This window comes from Nocardia sp. NPDC127579, from assembly GCF_042672005.1.
Lineage (GTDB): Bacteria > Actinomycetota > Actinomycetes > Mycobacteriales > Mycobacteriaceae > Nocardia.
The window spans coordinates 264,372-283,769 of record NZ_JBHXVZ010000006.1; the positions used below are offsets into that span (position 1 = coordinate 264,372).

The following is a 19,398-nucleotide window of genomic DNA, read 5'->3' on the forward strand; positions in this document are numbered from 1 at the left end:
GGAAAACCGCAAGGCCCGCACGGAACACCGTGCGGGCCTTGCGGATCTGCCTTATTTGCGCAGCGCGAACGGTTCGATCGACCCGCGCAGCAGCGCCCGCGCGTCCAGCGTCTGCGGCCGGTACGGCAGCGTCGCCAGCCGCTCGGTCATCTGCGCCACCGGATCCGCGATCGGCTTGGCCACACCGAACAGGAACGTCCATTCGTGCTCGTCGCTGGCGTAGGGCACCACCGTGTCGAACAGCGTGTGGAAACGATCCCAGGAGCGCTTCAGTGTCTCGTTGCGCCACATCGTCTGGCACCCGGCCTGCACGGCGAGCACGCCGCCCTCGGCCAGCAGCGACTTACATCGCTGCAAGAACTCGTCCTCGTAGAGGCGATTGTGCTGGGCGTCCTCGACCCGCTCGTCCGGCAGATCGATGACGATCATGTCGTAGCGGGTACCGGCCGCCGCCGCATCGGCCAGGAAGTCCCAGCCGTCGGCGTAGTGCAGCTTGATCGGGCCGTCGTGGGCGACGGCGGCGGCCAGTTCGGTCTCGCTGTAGCCGTAGGGCAGATGCTTCGCGCACAGCTCGACCTCGAGCTGATCGATGTCGACGTGATCGACCAGCGACGCGCCCGCCGCCGCCGACATCTGCGAGGCGACACCCTCACCGGATCCGACGATCAGCACCCGCTCCAGCTTCTCGGCCAGCGCGTACCCCGGCACCAGCATCGCCTCGTGGTAGGTGAGCTGGGAGAACTCGGTGGACTGGCGGTCCTCGTCGGAGAACAGGCTCACGCCCTGATCGGTCTCGGCGATCACCATGTGCTGGAACGGCGTATGGGTATCGACGATGATCTTCCTCAGATCCCAGACCCGGGTCAGACCGGCGCCGACGGGTTCGTTGATCTTCTCGGCACCGTGCCCGCGCTGGATCACCTGCATGCGGACAGCTGTGGGTTCGAGCTTGTCACGTAGTAGTTCGACGGCCTTCGTCGCACCCGCGCCGATGCTGCCGCAGGTGAAGACGTCGACGAAGATGTCGCCGGACTCCGGATAAGTGTGAATCGAGGCGTGGGACTCCGACAACAGCGCGAGGACGGTCACCCCCTGCGGATCGAACTTCTTGTGTACGACATCGCAGATGGTGACGCCCGCCGCGATCAGAGACTCACGCAACGCCGATTCGAGTCGTTCGAGGTCGTCGCACAGGGTCGCGTCGACACCACCGAACTCGGCCAGCACATGCCAGCCGGTGAAATCCGCCGTCATTATTGGCAAACTCACTCTCGCTCAGCGCCCGAGACATGGACGGTCAAGGGCGGAAAACCATTGAAGGACACCGACGAGTAACTCGCGGTATAGGCGCCGGTATGCAGGATCCGGATGGGATCACCGGCTCGCAACGTGGTCGGTAACAGGACCTTCGTGCGTTGATACAGTACATCGTCGCCATCGCAGGTCGGTCCGGCGACTACCGCCTCATCGAGGGGATCTCCGTCACGTTCGGTGACGAATCGGTAGGCGATGTACTCGTTCTCGGTCTCGGCCATGCCGTTGTAGCGGCCGATGTCGAGATACACCCAGCGCCGTCCGTCCGGCGCGATGCGAATGCCGATCACCTCGGCGTGGATGGTGCCGGCGTCGCCGACCAGGGCGCGGCCCGGTTCGACCACCAGGCCGGCGCCGGCGGGCAGGAACTCGGCGACCGCGGAGTTCACCACCGCCGCGATCTCGTCGAGAGCCGGGGCGGTGGTGGCGTACGAGATCGGCAGCCCGCCACCGATATTCACCGATCGGGTTTCGATGTCCTTGTCGGCCAGCGCCTTCGAGATAGTTGCGGCCTGCTCGATGCCGATCCGCCACGCGGACGGGTCGGTCTGCTGCGAGCCGACATGGAAATACGGACCGGCCACGATCAGCCCGAGATCGCGGGCCCGCACCAGCAGGCGCACCGCCTCGGCGGGCGCGCATCCGAACTTGGTGCCGAACGGGGTGGTGGAGGCGGGCGTCGCGGCCAGGAACCGGCACTCGACCTCGGCACCGGGCGCGTGCGCGGCGATCCGCAGCAGATCGTCCTCGGTGTCGAAGGCGTAGCGACGCACCCCGAGCGCGTAGGCGCGGGCGATATCGGCGGCCTTCTTGATCGGATTGCCGTAGCACATGACCGCCGGATCGACGCCCTGCGCGCGAGCGAGCTCGATCTCACCGATGCTGGCGACGTCGAACTCGGCGCCCTCGCCGTTCAGGAGCCGGATGATCTCCGGCACCGGACTCGCCTTGACGGCGAAGCGAATTCGCGCCGTGGACGTCGCCGGTGCGAATGCGGCTCGCAGGGCGCGATAGTTCGCGCGGACCCGGTTCGGCTCGATGACCAGATACGGTGATTCGAGCAGGTTTCGATCGGTCAATCTAAGGGAACTCTTTTCGATCGTCAGCAGGGGTGGGGTGCAGGCAACAGTCCGCGACAATACACGCGGTTGGCCTGGAAAAACGAACCGGAGCCGGGTCGTGGGCGTCACTGTCGCGGCGGTCAGCCCGCCGTGACGGCGACCTCGTCGAACACCACTTCGCCCGCCGCGTCCGACTCGGCCAGATCCACCGTCGCGGTCAGTGCCCAGCCGTGATCGCCCGCCGGATCGTCCAGGGTCTGGCGGACGTGCCAGAAACCGGGGCGCTGCTCGACCTGGAACAGTTGCGGACCGCGGGCATCGGGGCCGGTACCGATCCGCTCGTACTCCTCGAAATAGGGCGTGAGCTCGTCCTCCCAGTCCGGTCCGGTGCCCATGGCGGCCAGGTCGTCCCAGCGGCGCAGCGCGGCCAGCTCGACCCGGCGGAACATGGCATTGCGGACCATGACCCGGAAGGCGCGGGTGTTGGCACTGATCGGGCGGATCGACTCCGCGCCGAAGGCGACCTGATCGCTGTCGGACTCCGCTCCGGGACCGGTCAGCTGCTCCCATTCGTCGAGCAGGCTGGAATCGACCTGGCGGATCAGCTCACCGAGCCACTCGGTGATGTCGTCGAGCTCCTCGGTGCGGGCTGCGTCGGGCACGGTGCGGCGCAGCGCGCGATAGGCGTCGGCGAGATAGCGCAGCACCACGCCCTCCGAACGGGCCAGCTCGTAGTGCGAGATCAGTTCGGCGAAGGTCATCGAACGCTCGATCATGTCGCGCACCACCGACTTCGGCGACGGCGCGAACTCCGACACCCACGGATGCCCGGCGCGATAGGTCTCGTAGGCGGGATCGATCAGCTCGGCCAGCGGCTTGGGCCAGGTCACCTCCTCGAGCAGTTCCATGCGCTCGTCGTACTCGATGCCGTCGGCCTTCATCTCCGCGATCGCCTCGCCGCGCGCCTTGTGTTGCTGTGCCATCAGCAGCTGCCGCGGATCCTCCAGCGTCGACTCGATGAGCGAGATCACCTCCAGGGTGTAGCCGGGTGACTGCTTGTCCAGCAGGTCCAGCGCGGCCAGCGCGAACGGCGACAGCGGCTGATCCAGCGCGAAATCACGTTGCAGATCGACCATGAGACGAGCCCGGCGGCCCTGGTCGTCGGGCTCCGGAAGCTGTTGCACCACACCGGCATCGCGCAGCGCCCGATAGAGCCGGACCGCGCGCAGGATGTGCTTGCGCTGGGCGGGGCGCGGCTCGTGATTGTCCTCCAGGAGATGACGCATGGCGTCGAAACAATTGCCGGGGCGGGCGATCACGTTGAGCAGCATCGAATTGGTGACGGTGAAGCGGGACACCATCGGCTCGGGCTGTGCGGCGACCAGCCGGTCGAAGGTCTCCTCACTCCAGGAGACGAAACCGGCCGGAGGCTTCTGGCGCTGCACGCGTTTCTGCTTCACCGGATCGTTGCCGGCCTTGGCCAGCCGCTTGGTGTTCTCCACCTCGTGCTCGGGCGCCTGCACCACCACCGTGCCCATGGTGTCGAATCCGGCGCGGCCCGCACGCCCGGCGATCTGATGGAACTCACGGGCCTTGAGCCGCCGAGTGCGTACCCCGTCGTATTTGGTCAGACCGGTCAGCAGCACGGTGCGGATCGGGACATTGATGCCGACACCGAGCGTGTCCGTGCCGCAGACCACCTTGAGCAGCCCCTCCTGGGCCAGCCGCTCCACCAGCCGCCGGTATTTGGGCAGCATGCCCGCGTGATGCACACCGATGCCGTGGCGGATCAACCGCGAGAGGGTCTTGCCGAAACCGGACGCGAACCGGAAATCGCCGAGCGCCGTCGCGATCGCGTCCTTCTCCGCGCGCGAGGCGAAATTCACGCTGGTCAGCGCCTGCGCCCGCTCCAGCGCCGCCGCCTGGGTGAAATGCACGACGTAGACCGGGGATTGGTTGGTGGTGACCAGATCCTCGAGCGTCTCGGTGATCGGGGTCCGTGCGTAGGAGAAACTCAGCGGCACCGGACGTTCGGTACCGGCCACGATCGCGGTCGGATTGCCGGTGCGGCGGCGCAGATCCTCGGCGAAGAAATCGACCTCGCCCAAAGTGGCCGACATGAGCAGGAATTGGGCATTCGGCAGCTCGATCAACGGCACCTGCCAGGCCCAGCCGCGATCCGGATCGGCGTAGAAATGGAACTCGTCCATCACGACCTGACCCACCTCGGCCGCCGCGCCCTCACGCAACGCCAGATTGGCCAGGATCTCCGCGGTCGCGCAGATGATGGGCGCGTCGGCGTTGACCGCCGCATCGCCGGTCACCATGCCGACCTTGTCCGCGCCGAACACCTCGCACAGCGCGAAGAACTTCTCACTGACCAGGGCTTTGATCGGGGCGGTGTAGTAGGTGCGCAGACCCCGGGTCAGCGCGAACAGGTGCGCGCCGACCGCCACCAGGGATTTGCCGGAGCCCGTCGGCGTCGCAAGGATGACATTGGATCCCGAGGCCAGCTCCATGATCGCCTCGTCCTGCGCCGGATACAGCGGGGTGCCCTGCGCCTCGGCCCACAGGGCGAAACTCTCGTAGAGCGCGTCGGCGTCGGTCCCCGGTATCTCGAGCAGTTCGGTCAGATCCACTCGTTCCACCCTACGGGCCACCCACCGGATGGCCCGTACAGGGAACTACTTCGAGCCCTCGCCGTCGTAGCCGCCCTGCTCGGCGAGGAAACGCTCGAACTCCGCGCCCAGCTCGTCACCGCTGGGCAGCTCCTCGTCACTGGCCAGCAGGGAAGTTTGCTGCTCCTGTGCGGAGACGAAACTGTCGTACTGGCGTTCCAGGGCGTTGACCACCGTCTCCACCTCGGTATTGCCCGAGACGTGCTCGTTGACCTGCTCACGGACCCGGGCCGCCGCCTCACCGAGCGCGGCCAGCGGAATGGACAGGCCCGCGTTGTCGGCGACGTTCTCCAGCAGGGTCTGCGCGGCCTCGGGATAGGCCGTCTGTGCCAGATAGTGCGGCACATGCACCGAGAACCCGACCGACTCGTGGCCGTGCTGTGCCATCCGGAACTCGAGCAGCGAGGAGGCGCTGCCTGGCACCTGCAACTCGCCGGGCCAACGCTGATGATCGGAGATCAGCGACCGATCCGAGGAATGCGCGGTGATACCCAGCGGACGGGTGTGCGGGATCGCCATCGGAATGGCGGACAGGCCGATGCTGCGGCGCACGCCGAGCTGCTCGGCCAGCAGCCGCACCGCGGCCGTGAACTTCTCCCAGCGCAGATCCGGTTCGATACCGGCCAGCAGCAGGAACGGGGTCCCGTCGGTGTCCTTGACGGCCCACAGGTTCAGCTCGGGCTCGGCGTACTCACTGAAATGATCGGTCTTGAACGTCATCAGGGGGCGACGCGACCGGTAGTCGAGCAACTCGTCGACGTCGAAGGAGGCGACCAGTTCGCTCTCCAGGCTTTCGCGCAGATGCGTGGTGGCCAGCCGGACCGCGTGCCCGGCGTCGGTGAAACCCTCCAGCCCGTGCACCAGGACCGGGCCCGAGCCGTCATCGGACGACAGCTGCGGAGCCGGGAACTCCAGCTCATACATTCGCGACTCGTGCTCCATCGCGTACTCCTTCCTGCGCGGTCCGCTTTCCGGCTTTTCGAGTAGCTCGGACCTCGGTGTCCTCGCGTTACCCGGTGTTGCACTGCGCGGTGCGTCGACCATGTCCATTGTCCCCCATGACGGTGACTCGCACCGCGCACGGTCGTGGACACCGCTCTCTGTCCACGCAACAGCCGATCGGCCCGCGGCATTCCCGCGGGGGGAGTCGGTCTGGATCGGGGTTCCCGATCCGAGGTCGTTCAAGCATGCCCTGCCGGCCCGTGTGTGCCCGCATGGGAGTCGGCGTGGCATCACGGGCGGGCGTGGCGGATTTGGCACAGTGGGCCGCGTGAATGTGCCGGGGTCCGCACGCGCGCGGTGGCTGGGAGCCGCCGCGCTGAGCGCTTCGCTGGTGCTCACCGGGTGCGGCGCCACCCTCGCAGGTCATCCCGTGGCAGGTGAGGCGGCGACGGTGCAGGCGTATGTGGCCACGGGACTGAACGAGTTGCTCCCCGCGCAGGCCCAGTTCCCGGAGGGGTATTCGGTGGTGGTGCTGCCGCCCGAGGCTGCCGCCCAGGCGGCGGGGGACCTGAACGGGATCACCCGCGGCGCCCTCGTGCACCCGGGCGACTGCGCGCCGCCGGAGCAGCGGTTCGGGCCCGACCAGACCGCGATCGCCGTCGGCACCGAGGATCGATCGCGCACGACGATCACCGTCGAGCTGGCCCGGACCGGTCAGCCGCTGTCCGCCCTGCGCGAACAGCTGGCGCGGTGCGCCGAGATCCATGTCGGCCAGGCCGGTGCGATCACCACGGTCGTGACCCGGCTGGAGGCCGCGCCGCCGGTCGGTGACGACTCGATCGGCCTGCGCCGCACCGTGATTCCCGATCTGGGCGGTGCCCGGCTGAACCAGTCGATGCAGACGCTGCTCGGCCAGGTGGGCGATGTGCGGATCACGGTGACCTACATGACGTTCGGAGTGCCGGACCCGGACCGGGCGGCGCTGGAGCGGTTGTTCACCGCGACGGTGGAGCGGGTGCGCGCCCGCTGATGGGCACACGGTGGCCCCGCCGCGGTTATAGCAGGGGGCACCGACGGATTCCGGACCGCGCCCGGCCGCGACTACGAGTTATCCACTGATTTCCGGTTGTCCCCAGTGCGCTCGAACGCCCAGGTCGTCGCGACGCCCGCGACAGCGGCAGCGCGCATGCTCGGCCCATGACCACCTCTGCCGAACGCCCCGCCGACCTCGGGCACAGCGCCCCGAACCCCTACTGCGCCACCGGGCTTCCACTCCGGACCCGGCCCGCACCGGCCAACTGCGCCGCTCCCACCCCGTTCTATCGCGGCGGGTCCTGGACTCGCTCGCCCCTGCGCATCGACGAACCCGGCGCGCTGATCGCCGCGCTGCCGTCGATGCTCGGATTCGTCCCGCAGCGCTCGCTCGTGGTGGCCGTGCTGCGGGCCGGGCAGCCGCCCGACACGGGCCCGCTGATCGACGCCATGGCCCGCTTCGATCTGGAACCGCCGAGCGGGCGCGGCGGGATGGCCGTCCGGATCGCGGACTGCCTCGCCCGGATCTGCGCGGCCGAACAGTCGCGGGATGTGCTGGCCGTCCTCGTCGACGACCGCGCCGCGCCCGGGCCTCAGGCGCCGCGCCGCGCCGATCGGCACACGGCGCTGATCGCCGCGCTGGGCACCCTGCTGACCACGCACGAGATTCGCCTGGCCGGAGCCTGGGCGGTGCCCGCCATCGGCGCGGGCGAACACTGGTGGCCGCTGCTCGGCGCGCCCGGCGGCGGTGTGCTGCCCGATCCGGCGCACTCGTCGATGGCGCTGGCCAGCGTGCTCGACGGTCGCCCGATCCACGGTTCCCGTGCCGAGCTGACCGCGCTGCTGGCTCCGGACCCCGACCTGTGCGCCCGCGTCGCCGCGCACCTGGCGGACACCGGCGAACACGGCCGCGATCGATACATCCGCGCCGTGCGCCACGACGATCTCGACGGCTATCACCGCGGGCTGCTGGAGATGGTGCTGTGGCAGATCGCGCACACTGCCTCCGGCGCGCTGCCCGAACCGCGGGCCATCGCGGAACTCGTTGGCGCACTGCGGGAACCGCCGGTGCGCGGGTCGCTGTACGCGCTGGCCTACACCGATCACGCCGCCGCGGCCGAACGCCTGTGGCTGCGCATGGTGCGAGCACTGCCCGGCCCGGAACGCGCCGACGCGGCGACACTGCTCGGCTACGGCGCCTATGTGCGTGGCGACGGGCCGTTCGCCGGAATGGCGTTGGACGCGGCGCTGGCGGCCGACCCGGACCACACGATGGCCGAACTGTTGGAAACCGGTCTGCGATCGGGGATGCGACCGGGGCCGCTGCGCCGGGTGGGGCGCAGCGGTCACACGATCGCCGCCGATCTCGGCATCGACCTCGGACCGCTGGTCCGATGAGGCCGCTACTTCGCGCTGTGCGCCCGCGCGCCCAGCGACTGGGTGAACTTCCAGGCGTCACCGACGATTTCGTCGAGCGCGGTGTGCTTCGGCCGCCAGCCGAGCTCGGCGACCGCCCGCGCGCTGGAGGCGATGAGTACCGCCGGATCACCGGCGCGGCGGGGCGCGTCTACCGCGGCGATCGGCAGGCCCGTGACCCGCTCGCACGACGAGATCACCTCGCGCACCGAGAAACCGGTGCCACTGCCGAGGTTGTAGATGCGATGGGTGCCCGGCTCGGCGGAGCCCAGCGCGAGCAGATGGGCCTGGGCCAGATCGCGGATGTGGATGTAATCGCGTACCGCGGTGCCGTCCTGGGTCGGCCAGTCGGTGCCGAACACCGCGATCGACTCGCGGTGACCGAGCGCCACCTGCAACACCAGGGGGATGAGATGGGTTTCCACCACTCGGTTCTCGCCGAGCCCGCCGTAGGCGCCGGCGACATTGAAATAGCGCAGGCTGGTCGCGGCCAGGCCGTGCGCGATGGCGTAGGAGGTGATGGCGTGATCGATCGCGAGTTTGGAGGCGCCGTACGGGTTGGTCGGCCGCGTCGGCGCGTCCTCGGTGATCGGCACCTGCTCGGGCTCGCCGTACACCGCGGCGGTGGAGGAGAAGACCAGTTTGGCCGTTCCGGTCTCGCGCATGGCCTCCAGCAGCCGCAACGTCTTCACGACATTGCCCTGCCAGTATTTCTCCGGGCGCTGAACCGACTCGCCGACCAGCGACTGCGCCGCGAAATGCAGGACGCCGTCGAAGGATTCGGCCGCCAGCAGCCCCGGCGCGGCCTCGGCGATATCGCCCTCGACGAAGCGCGCGCCCGAGGGCACGCCATCGGCGTTGCCGGTACTCAGATCGTCGAGAACGACGACCTCGTGCCCCTCCTCGAGCAGCACCTGCGCGCACACGCCACCGACATATCCGGCTCCGCCGGTCACCAGGAATTTCGGCACGGGTCAGACCAGCTTGACCTGGACGGCGTGGGCCATCTCGTCCGACAGCTCGAAACCGGAGTGACCGGGCACCGCGATGACCACCGAACCCGGCTTGGTCTCGACGGTGACGCGGGCATCCGGCACCACGCCGGCCTCCCGCAGACGCCCGATGACCTCGGGATCGGTCTGGATGTGCTCGGCGAGGCGGCGGATCACCACCGCGTGGCTCTGGCCGTGCGGCAGATCCGACAGGCGCACCAGCGTCTCCTCCGAGGCCGGCGCCGCGCTGATACCCAGTTCGTCCAGACCGGGGATCGGGTTGCCGTACGGCGAGGTGGTGGGATGGTTGAGCACCTCCACCAGCCGGCGCTCCACGTCCTCGCTCATCACGTGTTCCCAGCGGCAGGCCTCGGCGTGCACGTTCTGCCAATCCAGGCCGATGATGTCGACGAGCAAGCGCTCGGCGAGGCGATGCTTGCGCATCACCGCGATCGCCATGCTGCGGCCCTTGTCGGTCAGCTCGAGGTGACGGTCACCGGCGACCAGCAGCAAACCGTCGCGCTCCATCCGCGCGACAGTCTGGCTCACCGTCGGACCGCTCTGCTCGAGGCGTTCGGCGATGCGGGCGCGCAGGGGCACCACGCCCTCCTCCTCGAGGTCGTAAATGGTACGGAGGTACATCTCCGTGGTGTCGACCAGATCCTTCACCTGTTACCCCTTCGTCGGCACGAATTCTACCCACGCGCGGCACCCGCATCGTGGCCGCGTCACAACGTATGCCGCGGGCCCGACACGAGGCCGGATCGGTGGGAATCGGCTTCGGCGCACGGCGTCTGGCCGTGTTCGCACTTGCTCTCTTTCTACTGCATAGGAACCTCGCACGGGTGCCCCAGCTTCCCGCGTACCGTGGCGATCATGGCCACACCCGTCACCCGGGCGTCGGGAACCGTCGTCTGGACCGAGAAGTTCCTGGACTACGCCTGGACGCCGGAGCACCCCATGAAACCGGCGCGCCTGAAGTTCACCATGGCGCTGGCCGAAAGTCTGGGATTGCTCGAAGGTGTCGAGCCGGTGCGGCCCGGTCCCGCCGCTCCCGGCGACCTGCTACGCGTGCACACCGCGGCCTACATCGAGGCGGTCGAGCACGCGGTGCAGCCACCCGGCGCGCCGCTCGCGCCGCCGCACGGGCTCGGCTCGCCGGACAATCCGGTCTTCCCGCACATGCACGAGGCCGCATCGGTCATCGTCGGCGGCACCCTGGCCGCCGCGCAGGCGATCGCCGCGGGCCACACCCGGCGCGCGGTGAGCATCGGCGGCGGCATGCATCACGCCATGCCGGACGCGGCCTCGGGATTCTGCGTCTACAACGACGCGGCCATCGCCATCTCGTGGCTGCTCGACCACGGTTTCGACCGCATCGCCTACCTCGATGTGGATGTGCACCACGGTGACGGCGTGCAGCGCGCCTTCTACGGCGACCCGCGCGTGCTGACCTTCTCCATCCACCAGCATCCGGCCACCCTGTGGCCCAACACCGGCTGGCCGGAGGAGACGGGCATGGGCGCGGCCGAGGGCACCGCGATCAACCTCGCCATGCTGCCCGGCACCCGGGATGCCCAGTGGCTGCGCGGATTCCACGCCGTGGCCCCCGGCGCCCTGGCGGCGTTCCGGCCGCAGATCGTGGTCAGCCAATGCGGTGTCGACACCCACCGTGAGGACCCGCTCGCCGATCTCGAGCTCACCGTCGACGGGCAGCGGGCGGCGTTCCTGGCCATGCGCGAGCTGGCCGACCGCTACGCCGAGGGCCGCTGGCTGGCGGTCGGCGGCGGGGGATACGGCCTGGTCCGGGTGGTGCCGCGGGCCTGGACACATCTGCTGGCCGCCGCACTCGACCGGGAGATCGCGCCCGACACCGCCATCCCACAGGACTGGATCGATCAGGTCCGGCTGGCGGCGCCCACCGCCGAACCGCCGCGCACCATGGGCGATGGGGGCGATGTCACATATCGCGCGTGGGACGGGCCGGGCGGGACGGGGGAGACTGGAGACGCGCACCTCGACCGCGCCCAGCGAGCCGTCGACACGGCCGTATTGGCTACGCGCCGCGCCACTTTCGGGTTGCTCGGCCTGGATCCGGAGGACCCTCGTGACTGAGCCGACCCCGCTACCGGACACGCCCGGCACACCGGCGGTGCCGCCGCCGCCACCGCAGCACTGGTTCGCCGACGTGCTCGCCGCCGACGGCGGGGTGGTCCGATTGCGTCCCGTGGTCCCCGACGACGCCGACCGGATGCAGCAATTCCACGCGGCACTGTCCGATCGCACCCGCTATCTCCGCTATTTCGGTCCCTATCCACGTATTTCGCCCAAGGACCTGTATCGGACCACCCATGTCGACTATCACGACCGGGTCGGGCTGGTGGTCGAACTGGGCGAGGCGATCATCGGGGTCGGCCGCTACGAACTGCTCGACCGGTCCGGCCCGCGCTCGGCCGAGGTCGCGTTCGTGGTGGCCGACGAGCATCAGGGGCGTGGGCTGGGCTCGATCCTGCTCGAGCATCTGGCCGGCGCGGCCGCCGAGAACAAGATCGACACCTTCGTGGCGGAGGTGCTGGCCGAGAACTCGGCGATGGTCACCGTGTTCCGCGACGCCGGATACCAGGTCGAGCGCAGCCGCGACGGGTCGGTGCTGCACCTGGAATTCGCCATCGACCCGACCGAAGCGCTGGTCTCGGTGCGGGATTCACGCGAACGCGCCTCCGAGGCGCGCAGCGTGGGCAATCTGCTCGCGCCGCGCTCGGTGGCCGTCATCGGGGCGACCCCGGCGGCGGGGCGGGTCGGCGGCGTCGCGCTGGCCAACCTGCTCAACGGGGTGTTCCAGGGGCCGGTCTATCCGGTGAACCCGACCCGGACCGCGGTGCGCGGTGTTCGCGCCTACCCGACGGTGCGCGATATCCCCGACGAGGTCGATCTGGCGGTCGTCGCGGTGCCCGCCGCGGCGATCGGCTCGGTGCTGCGTGACTGCATGGCCAAGGGCGTCAAGGGATTGGTGGTGCTCACGGCCGGGTTCTCCGAAGCCGGGCCCGACGGCATCGCCGCCGAGCGTGAACTGATCATCGCCGCGCGCGGGCACGGCATGCGCGTGGTGGGGCCCAGCGCCCTCGGCATCGCCAATACCGACCCGGGCGTCTCGCTCAACGCGACCCTGGCCTCGGTGCTGCCCGCCCGCGGGCGGATCGGATTCTTCTGCCAGTCCGGGCCGTTGGGTGCGGCGATCCTCGGAGAGGCGGCGGCGCGCAACCTCGGGTTGTCCACCTTCGTCTCGGCGGGCAACCGCGCCGACGTCTCGGGCAACGATCTGCTCCAGTACTGGGACACCGCCCCCGACACCGACGTGATCCTGCTGTACCTGGAGAGTTTCGGTAATCCACGCAAGTTCTCCCGGATCGCTCGCCGGGTGGCGCGCAGCAAGCCGATCGTCGCGGTCAGCAGCGGGCGGCTGGCGGCCCGCGCGCAGCCCACCGGTGATATGGACCGGTCCATCGTGCGCGACCTGTTCGCGCAAGCGGGAATCGTTCAGGTGGACTCGATTTCGGAGCTGTTCGACTGCGCGGCACTACTCGGCTATCAGCCGCTGCCCGCGGGTGAGCGGGTGGCGGTCATCGGAAACAGCGCCGCGCTCAATTGGCTGGCCGTCGACGCGGCCCACGGCGAGGGTTTGCAGGTGCGCCGGCCGCAGCAGGTACCCCATCGCGCGCGCGGACCGCGCCCCACCGAACGCGGCGTCGACGAGCACGCGCTCGGCGACCCGGTCGACCTGGGCCCGGAGGCGACCCCAGGCGACTATCTGGACGCGGTCGCCGCCGCGCTGAGCTGCGACGACATCGATTCCGTCATAGTGGTTTTCGCGCCACCGGTGCCGCTGCCGATGGCGGGGTTCGCGGAGGCGATCCGGGCCGCCGCCGCGGCCGTGCCCACGGTCGCCAAACCAGTTCTCACGACTTTCGTCGCCGAGCAGGGGATTCCGAATCTGCTCGCCGAGCGCGGTGAGCGAGGCATGGCCGTGCGCGGGTCGATCCCGTCCTATCCCGATCCTGAGCGGGCCGCCCGCGCATTGGCCCGGGTGCGACGCTACGCCGCGTGGCGGGACAAGCCGATATCGACCGTGGTGCGGCCCGAGGGGATCGATACCGAGCGGGCCCGCACGCTGGTCGCGGGCTGGATGGCGGCATCCGGCGGCCGCTGGCTGACCGACCTCGAGGCCGTGGATCTGCTCGACTGCTACGGAATCCGGGTGGTCGAGTTCCGCGAGGTGCGCAGTGCCGAGGAAGCGGTGGCCGCCGCCGAGGAACTGGGTTATCCGGTCGCTGCCAAGGCCACCGGTGAATTGTGGCGGCGCAGACCGGATCTCAGCGGTGTGCGCTTGGATCTGTGGCGACCGGAAGCCGTCGCCAAGGCCTACCGCGACCTGATCGAGGTGTGCGGTGATCCGGTACTGCACATCCAGAAGATGGCGCCGACCGGTGTCGGCTGCGTGCTTCGCGTGCAGGATGATCCGTCGTTCGGTTCGGTGATCGAATTCGGCCTCTCCGGCATGATCATCGAACTGCTCGGCGACCGCGCCTACCGCGCCCTGCCGCTGACCACCGCCGAAGCCGGCGCGCTCATCGATGCTCCCCGCGCCGCCACCCTGCTCTCCGGCACGCCGGCCAGCCCCCGCGTCGACAAAGCCGCCCTGGTCGAACTGGCCCAGCGCATCTCGGCCATGGTCGACGACCTCCCAGAACTCCGCGAACTCACCTGCGACCCCGTCCTCGCTTCCCCCACCTCCGCCAGCATCCTCTACGCCCGCGCCCGCATCGGCCCGGAACCCAGCCGTTTCGACGTCGGCCCCCGCCGCCTGGCCTGACCCCGCCGACGCCACTCGGCGTTCGCGGTCCAGTCTGTTCGTGTGCCGTACTTGCTCCTTGCCGTTCGGCCTGGTACAGGTCGTGTCTTTCGGCCTCGCTCCGAGTGGCTTGGTACGCATAGGATCACGCCGGAACGGGAGGCAGAGCGCAGTGACGTGGGCGTTGTACGGGGATGACGAGGACGAGTTCTGGGGCAGTGCGACGGCGGGGCGGGGCTTGTTCACGGAATGGCCATGGAGCGACCTGTCGGGCGCTGCCTTGCTGTTGACAGACTCGGATCGGTTGGTCGACCTGATCGGGATGGCACCGCGAGGTGCGTTCGCGGAGAGCGTGACGCGGATCGGGACGCGGCGCGCGGTCGCCGGTAACGCGTGGCTGCGGCTGATGGATGCGGCGGGCGATAGTGTGCTCGGCTCGTACTACGTCACAGGTCTCACGCCGGTGCGGGTGTCGCCGTCGGAGGCCGGGCCGGGTCTGGTGGATCTGACCGTGCGGCTGTGCACCGACGCACGGGTCGACGCCGAGCCGGTCTGGGAATTGGTGGCCGCTGGGCTGGAGAGCACCGGGATGTGGCGGCGATTCGACCATGGGGCCTGGCTGTCGGTGGCGCTCAACCACAGGTGTCATCGGCCGGATGTGCCCCCGGACGATCCACCCGGTGCGACGTATGTGGTCGACATGTCCGGCGTCAACGACGAGGACAGCTTCTATTGCGCGTTGGGGGAGGCAGTGAACGGGCCCGGCGGATACTTCGGCTGGAATCTCGACGCGGTGGTCGACTGCCTCCGTGGAAACTGGGGCGCCACCGCACCGTTCACGCTGGAATTGCGGGACGCGGATCCGATCCTGTGGCAGCGCCGGAAGTTCGGGATCCTGCTGGAGATCTTCGCCGAGCACGGCGTCGATATCCGATCGATCCCCTGACGAACACAAGCCGCACGATCGTCGGATGGCTCCGCGGATGCCTCGACAAGAGAGCGACGTCGCACACCCGCCCGAGTGTGAGCGGTGGTGAAAGAGCCTGTGCCGGGTGTTGCCGTGGCGAACCCTTCAGGGCAGGGCAGGGCGGTGGAAATGTAGGCCGACCGGGTCGCGCGAACCCGGAGGGGGCGGGACGCGCGGTCACCGGTCGGTGTACTGCGGGTGCCCCGCGAGAGGGGCGGGACACCCGGATCGACTGCCCGTAGGCAGGTGGATCAGCTGGCGTAGGCGCGGAGCCGGTCGGCCCGCTCACCCTTGCGCAGCTTGGACATCACTTCGCGTTCGATCTGGCGGACGCGCTCACGAGACAGGCCGAACAGCTTGCCGATCTGGTCGAGCGTGCGCGGCTGACCGTCGTCCAGGCCGAAGCGCAGCCGGATGACCTGCTGTTCCCGCTCGTCCAGGGTGGCGAGCACGCTGCGCACATCATGGTGCAACAGACCGGCGATCACCGCGGACTCGGCCGAGGTGGCCTCGGAATCCTCGATGAAATCGCCCAGCGGAGCCTCTTCGTCATTGCCGACCGGCATGTCCAGGCTGACCGGGTCACGGGAGTGGTCGAGCAGGTCGGAGATCTTCTCGACCGGGATGCCGGACTCGTTGGCGAGCTCGTCGTCGGTGGCCTCGCGACCCAGCTGCTGATGCAGTTCTCGTTTGATCCGGGCCAGCTTGTTGACCTGCTCCACCAGATGCACGGGCAGGCGGATGGTGCGGCTCTGATCGGCCATGCCACGGGTGATGGCCTGGCGAATCCACCAGGTGGCGTAGGTGGAGAACTTGAAACCCTTGGCGTAGTCGAACTTCTCCATCGCGCGGATGAGCCCGAGGTTGCCTTCTTGGATCAGATCCAGCAGCGGCATGCCGCGGCCGGTGTAGCGCTTGGCGAGCGAGACCACGAGGCGGAGATTGGCTTCGAGCAGATGCGAGCGGGCGGCCTGGCCTTCGCGAACGATAATGGCCAGGTCGCGCTTACGGGTGGCCGACAGTCGCTTGCCGGTCTCCAGTAGATGCTGCGCATAGAGGCCCGCCTCGATGCGCTTGGCCAGCTCGACCTCATCGGCTGCCGTGAGCAGAGCGGTCCGGCCGATTCCGTTCAGGTACACACGTACCAGGTCGGCGGCGGGGCTCTGGGCGTCGAGGTCGGAATCGCTGGGGCGCACGCGAGTGGTGGCGGGGCTGGTCATGACTTGCCTCCTGTCGGTGGTGTCTCATCCCGATCAACGGACCCGACAGAAGGAAAGTTCCCGTTTCAGCAGCCGGTAAACCGTCCTGAGCTGCGGCTTTACCGATCTGCTTCTGAGAAGTTCCTGAGAAGCATCCGCGTTCGGAACACCCGAGTTCTGATCCGCCGCCGACACCCACCCGTGGCCGAATAGCTATACGGGCCGCACCAATCCATGCCGCACCAATCCGGAGACCACCGAGAGCGCATCTGCCGCGAACTCCGGCGTCACGTCCTCGGAACCGTGGGCGAGTGCCAGCAGTTCGATCAGCTCGTACAACGGCAAACCATCGGCCCGCATTCCCGCGACCAGGGCGATCGCCGACTCGTCCACCTCGTGCTGCCAGCGCGGACCATCACCGCGATGCAGTCGGGCGACCCGCTGCTCCCACCCCTGCTCGCCGGGCAGGTAGACCCGTTCCAGAGCGGTGGCCGGATCGACGGCGAACCGCGCGTTCCAGGCCAGATCGACATCGCCCGCCACGGCGCGCAACCAGGCCGAGCGTTCGAAGTAGCGGGTGGCCTCCGCGCCGAGCGGATCCTCGAAGCCGTGAGTGAGGTCTTCGGCGAGCAGTTCAGTGGGGCCATCGATGGCTCGCAGATAGACGAAGCCGAAACCGATGCCTGCCACATCGGCGGCGGTGAACGCGTCGAGCCACTGCTCGGCGCGGGCCTGCGCGGCCCGATCGCGGGGATCCAGACCGGCGTCCCGCAGCCAGGTGCCGACATAGAGGGCGGGATCGGCGACATCGCGCTGCACCACCCAGGCGTCCACGCCGTGTGCCGGCAGCCAGGAGGAGACGCGCTGGCGCCAGTCGCCGTCGGCGGTGTGCACCCACGCGGCCAGCATGGACGCGGTGCCACCGGGTGCGAGCAGTTCCGGGGTCCGCGAAATCACCAGTTCGCTCGCGCCGTCCAGAGCGAGGCCGGAATCGCGGTAGGTGTGTTCGATGCGGGCGGGGCCGACCACGAACGGTGGATTCGCCACCACCTGATCGAAGCGCCGACCGGCGACCGGTTCGAACCAGGAACCCTCGAGGAGTTCGATATCGAGATCGTTCAGAGCCGCGGTGGCCTCGGCCAGCCACAGGGCACGGGCGTTCACGTCGGTCGCGGTGACGGTCCGCCCGTAGGACGCGGCGTGGACGGCCTGCACGCCGCAGCCGGTGCCGAGATCGAGAACCGAACCGACCGGACTGGTCGGGGTGGCGCGCAGCAGGGACAGCGACGCGTGCCCGACACCGAGCACGTGATCCTCGGCGAGCGTGCGCCGCCGCATGGAATCGTCGAGATCGGACAGGATCCAGCGGTTGCCCGCGCCCGCGTCCAGCGGCCGCAGATCCAGCGCGGCGCGCACCTGATCGCCGTCGCGCTCCAGCAGGCCCGCCGCGACCGCCCGGTCGATCGACACCGGCGCCAGCGCCGCGGCCACCTCGCGTTCGTTCAGCGCGTCGCCGAGCAGCAGCAGGCGAACCAAGGTGCCCAGCTCGCCGAGTGCGCGGGCGGCTCGCCGCACCGGCACCGGTTCCGAACGGCCCAGCGCCGCATGCACATCCACGCCCAGCGCCTCGACTAGCGTGTCGGCGTCGTAGCCGACCCTGGTGAGTGCGGTCCGCAGCTCCGGGCACAGGGCGGTCAGCTGCGATTGCGTCGTCGTCGGGTTCTCAGGCACCCGCACACTCTGCCACCGCCGCGCCGCGCCACCAGCACCCACTCCACCGTGTCGTTCGCTGGTCCGGGATCGCTGCGTGGAGGTGGGGCGTGAGATGTGGGGTCAGTGGTTGTCCGGGGCGCGGGAGGTGAGGCAGTACAGGGTGTCGGAGGGGTCGGCCATGACAATCCAGCGGGGGTGGCGCTCGATGACGGTGGCGCCGAGGGACCGGTGCCAAGTGGCGGCGGCTTCGGGGTTGCTACAGGCCAGGTCGATGTGGGCGGTGGTGGGGCGATCTTCGCCGAGGCGCTGGAGCAGGAATTGGACGGGCTGAGTTTCCTTGGGGCGCAGCCGTGAGAACTCGGGCAGCGTGGCTTCGGTGTGGTCCCAGCCGGTCACCGAGGTCCAGAAACGGGATTCGGCGGCGTAGTCGGACGGGCCGATATCCAGGCACACCTGATCCAGGCGCGACCGAGTGCCGTCGGGGGCCGTGTGCGCGGGCGGCGGCGTGCTCTTGGCGGGACCGGCGGGGGTGAAACAGAACAGCTGACCGGCGGGCGAACGCAGGACCGCGTACCCGGGATGGTTGGCGACGAGTTCGGCCCCCAGATCCAGCGCGTAGCGCACGGCCGACGGAATGTCCTCGACGTCGAAATCCAGGTGAACGCCACCGCGCCCGGTGACGGACTGCATCTTGATGCCCGCCGCCGCGAACAGCGCCGGATCCGGTAGGAGGGTGAGGAATTCGCCGTCCGCGCCGCGCCGCTCGGAGGGTGTGGTGCCGGTGATGGCGGACCAGAAGCTCACACACTCGTCGAATCGTGCCGCGGGACGGTCGAGGAACGCCCACACCCACCTGATCATGATCTCTCCTGACTTGCGCGGGCAGCGGGCCCGCATCCCGTCGCGTCGCTCGAGTCGGGTGTCCGTCCCCGGCCGCGCTGGTCGGCTCCCGCCACACAGTAGGTCGCGCCCGCGAACCTGTCGAGCAGATTCACCGACTCGATGCGCGCCCGTCGTCCGGGCCCATATCGCTTGCGCGGTCCCACGATTCAGGCGACCGCGCGCTGCCGATCGGCGGTAGGCAGGTGATCGGAATAGTGGCGCGCGGTGCACGGCGCGTGCCGCCGGTCCGCGGTAGAAGGTGGGCTGCCGATCTGCGTACTCATCGTGATCGGACGGTCGCACCGGACGGGCGGCGGCCGCCGCTCGGCTCTACTGGGTGATCGGAGCGGTGG

General features: G+C 69.2%; 14 protein-coding genes. 5 read left to right on the forward strand and 9 right to left on the reverse strand.

Annotated elements, in window-relative coordinates; genetic code table 11:
- Positions 1 to 51: 51 nt before the first annotated feature.
- The 4 genes from speD to ACFVMC_RS21840 all read right to left on the reverse strand — a co-directional run bounded on the left by speD (position 52) and on the right by ACFVMC_RS21840 (position 5,995).
- Positions 52 to 1,254, reverse strand: coding sequence for an adenosylmethionine decarboxylase (speD, locus tag ACFVMC_RS21825; RefSeq protein ID WP_379212880.1), 1,203 nt, complete (start codon positions 1,252 to 1,254; stop codon positions 52 to 54).
- Between the two features lie 11 nt (positions 1,255 to 1,265).
- Positions 1,266 to 2,378: a type III PLP-dependent enzyme gene (locus ACFVMC_RS21830; protein ID WP_379213270.1), complete on the reverse strand. Its 1,113-nt coding sequence runs from the start codon at positions 2,376 to 2,378 to the stop codon at positions 1,266 to 1,268.
- A gap of 137 nt (positions 2,379 to 2,515) precedes the next feature.
- Positions 2,516 to 5,014 carry a DEAD/DEAH box helicase gene (locus ACFVMC_RS21835; protein WP_379212881.1) on the reverse strand — a complete coding sequence of 833 codons (2,499 nt, stop codon included), beginning with the start codon at positions 5,012 to 5,014 and terminating at the stop codon, positions 2,516 to 2,518.
- Between the two features lie 45 nt (positions 5,015 to 5,059).
- On the reverse strand, positions 5,060 to 5,995 hold the full coding sequence (locus ACFVMC_RS21840) for a PAC2 family protein (protein ID WP_379212883.1): 936 nt from the start codon (positions 5,993 to 5,995) through the stop codon (positions 5,060 to 5,062).
- 328 nt (positions 5,996 to 6,323) lie between these two features.
- Between ACFVMC_RS21840 and ACFVMC_RS21845 the strand changes: the two genes are divergently transcribed.
- Both ACFVMC_RS21845 and ACFVMC_RS21850 read left to right on the forward strand, forming a co-directional pair.
- Positions 6,324 to 7,025 (forward strand): sensor domain-containing protein, encoded by a 702-nt coding sequence (locus tag ACFVMC_RS21845; protein WP_379212885.1) that lies wholly within the window; start codon positions 6,324 to 6,326, stop codon positions 7,023 to 7,025.
- Between the two features lie 167 nt (positions 7,026 to 7,192).
- Positions 7,193 to 8,425 carry a DUF4192 domain-containing protein gene (locus ACFVMC_RS21850; protein WP_379212887.1) on the forward strand — a complete coding sequence of 411 codons (1,233 nt, stop codon included), beginning with the start codon at positions 7,193 to 7,195 and terminating at the stop codon, positions 8,423 to 8,425.
- 5 nt (positions 8,426 to 8,430) lie between these two features.
- Here the strand turns inward: ACFVMC_RS21850 and galE are convergent, their stop codons facing one another.
- Both galE and ACFVMC_RS21860 read right to left on the reverse strand, forming a co-directional pair.
- Entirely contained in the window at positions 8,431 to 9,414 is a 984-nt protein-coding gene (gene galE, locus ACFVMC_RS21855) for a UDP-glucose 4-epimerase GalE (protein WP_379212889.1), read from the reverse strand.
- 3 nt (positions 9,415 to 9,417) lie between these two features.
- On the reverse strand, positions 9,418 to 10,104 hold the full coding sequence (locus ACFVMC_RS21860; protein ID WP_379212891.1) for an iron dependent repressor, metal binding and dimerization domain protein: 687 nt from the start codon (positions 10,102 to 10,104) through the stop codon (positions 9,418 to 9,420).
- 207 nt (positions 10,105 to 10,311) lie between these two features.
- Between ACFVMC_RS21860 and ACFVMC_RS21865 the strand changes: the two genes are divergently transcribed.
- The 3 genes from ACFVMC_RS21865 to ACFVMC_RS21875 all read left to right on the forward strand — a co-directional run bounded on the left by ACFVMC_RS21865 (position 10,312) and on the right by ACFVMC_RS21875 (position 15,230).
- Positions 10,312 to 11,550 carry an acetoin utilization protein AcuC gene (locus ACFVMC_RS21865; RefSeq protein ID WP_379212893.1) on the forward strand — a complete coding sequence of 413 codons (1,239 nt, stop codon included), beginning with the start codon at positions 10,312 to 10,314 and terminating at the stop codon, positions 11,548 to 11,550.
- On the forward strand, positions 11,543 to 14,305 hold the full coding sequence (locus ACFVMC_RS21870; RefSeq protein WP_379212895.1) for a GNAT family N-acetyltransferase: 2,763 nt from the start codon (positions 11,543 to 11,545) through the stop codon (positions 14,303 to 14,305). The genes ACFVMC_RS21865 and ACFVMC_RS21870 overlap by 8 nt, the downstream gene beginning before the upstream one ends.
- A gap of 151 nt (positions 14,306 to 14,456) precedes the next feature.
- The gene (locus ACFVMC_RS21875) at positions 14,457 to 15,230 is read left to right on the forward strand and encodes a barstar family protein (protein WP_379212897.1); all 774 of its coding nucleotides are present in this window, start codon (positions 14,457 to 14,459) and stop codon (positions 15,228 to 15,230) included.
- 272 nt (positions 15,231 to 15,502) lie between these two features.
- Here the strand turns inward: ACFVMC_RS21875 and ACFVMC_RS21880 are convergent, their stop codons facing one another.
- From ACFVMC_RS21880 to ACFVMC_RS21890, 3 genes are all read right to left on the reverse strand, one after another.
- A complete protein-coding gene (locus ACFVMC_RS21880) occupies positions 15,503 to 16,471 on the reverse strand; it encodes a sigma-70 family RNA polymerase sigma factor (protein ID WP_364993286.1) in 969 nt (322 codons plus the stop codon).
- A gap of 192 nt (positions 16,472 to 16,663) precedes the next feature.
- The gene (locus tag ACFVMC_RS21885) at positions 16,664 to 18,181 is read right to left on the reverse strand and encodes a methyltransferase (protein WP_379212899.1); all 1,518 of its coding nucleotides are present in this window, start codon (positions 18,179 to 18,181) and stop codon (positions 16,664 to 16,666) included.
- A gap of 102 nt (positions 18,182 to 18,283) precedes the next feature.
- The gene (locus ACFVMC_RS21890) at positions 18,284 to 19,024 is read right to left on the reverse strand and encodes a VOC family protein (RefSeq protein WP_379212901.1); all 741 of its coding nucleotides are present in this window, start codon (positions 19,022 to 19,024) and stop codon (positions 18,284 to 18,286) included.
- Between the last annotated feature and the right edge of the window lie 374 nt (positions 19,025 to 19,398).

Coding starts and splice junctions, on each gene's coding strand:
- speD (WP_379212880.1), bottom strand. CDS start 1,254: ATGACGGCGGATTTCACCGGCTGGCATGTGCTGGCCGAGTTCGGTGGT.
- ACFVMC_RS21840 (WP_379212883.1), bottom strand. CDS start 5,995: ATGGAGCACGAGTCGCGAATGTATGAGCTGGAGTTCCCGGCTCCGCAG.
- ACFVMC_RS21850 (WP_379212887.1), top strand. CDS start 7,193: ATGACCACCTCTGCCGAACGCCCCGCCGACCTCGGGCACAGCGCCCCG.
- ACFVMC_RS21865 (WP_379212893.1), top strand. CDS start 10,312: ATGGCCACACCCGTCACCCGGGCGTCGGGAACCGTCGTCTGGACCGAG.
- ACFVMC_RS21880 (WP_364993286.1), bottom strand. CDS start 16,471: ATGACCAGCCCCGCCACCACTCGCGTGCGCCCCAGCGATTCCGACCTC.
- ACFVMC_RS21890 (WP_379212901.1), bottom strand. CDS start 19,024: ATGATCAGGTGGGTGTGGGCGTTCCTCGACCGTCCCGCGGCACGATTC.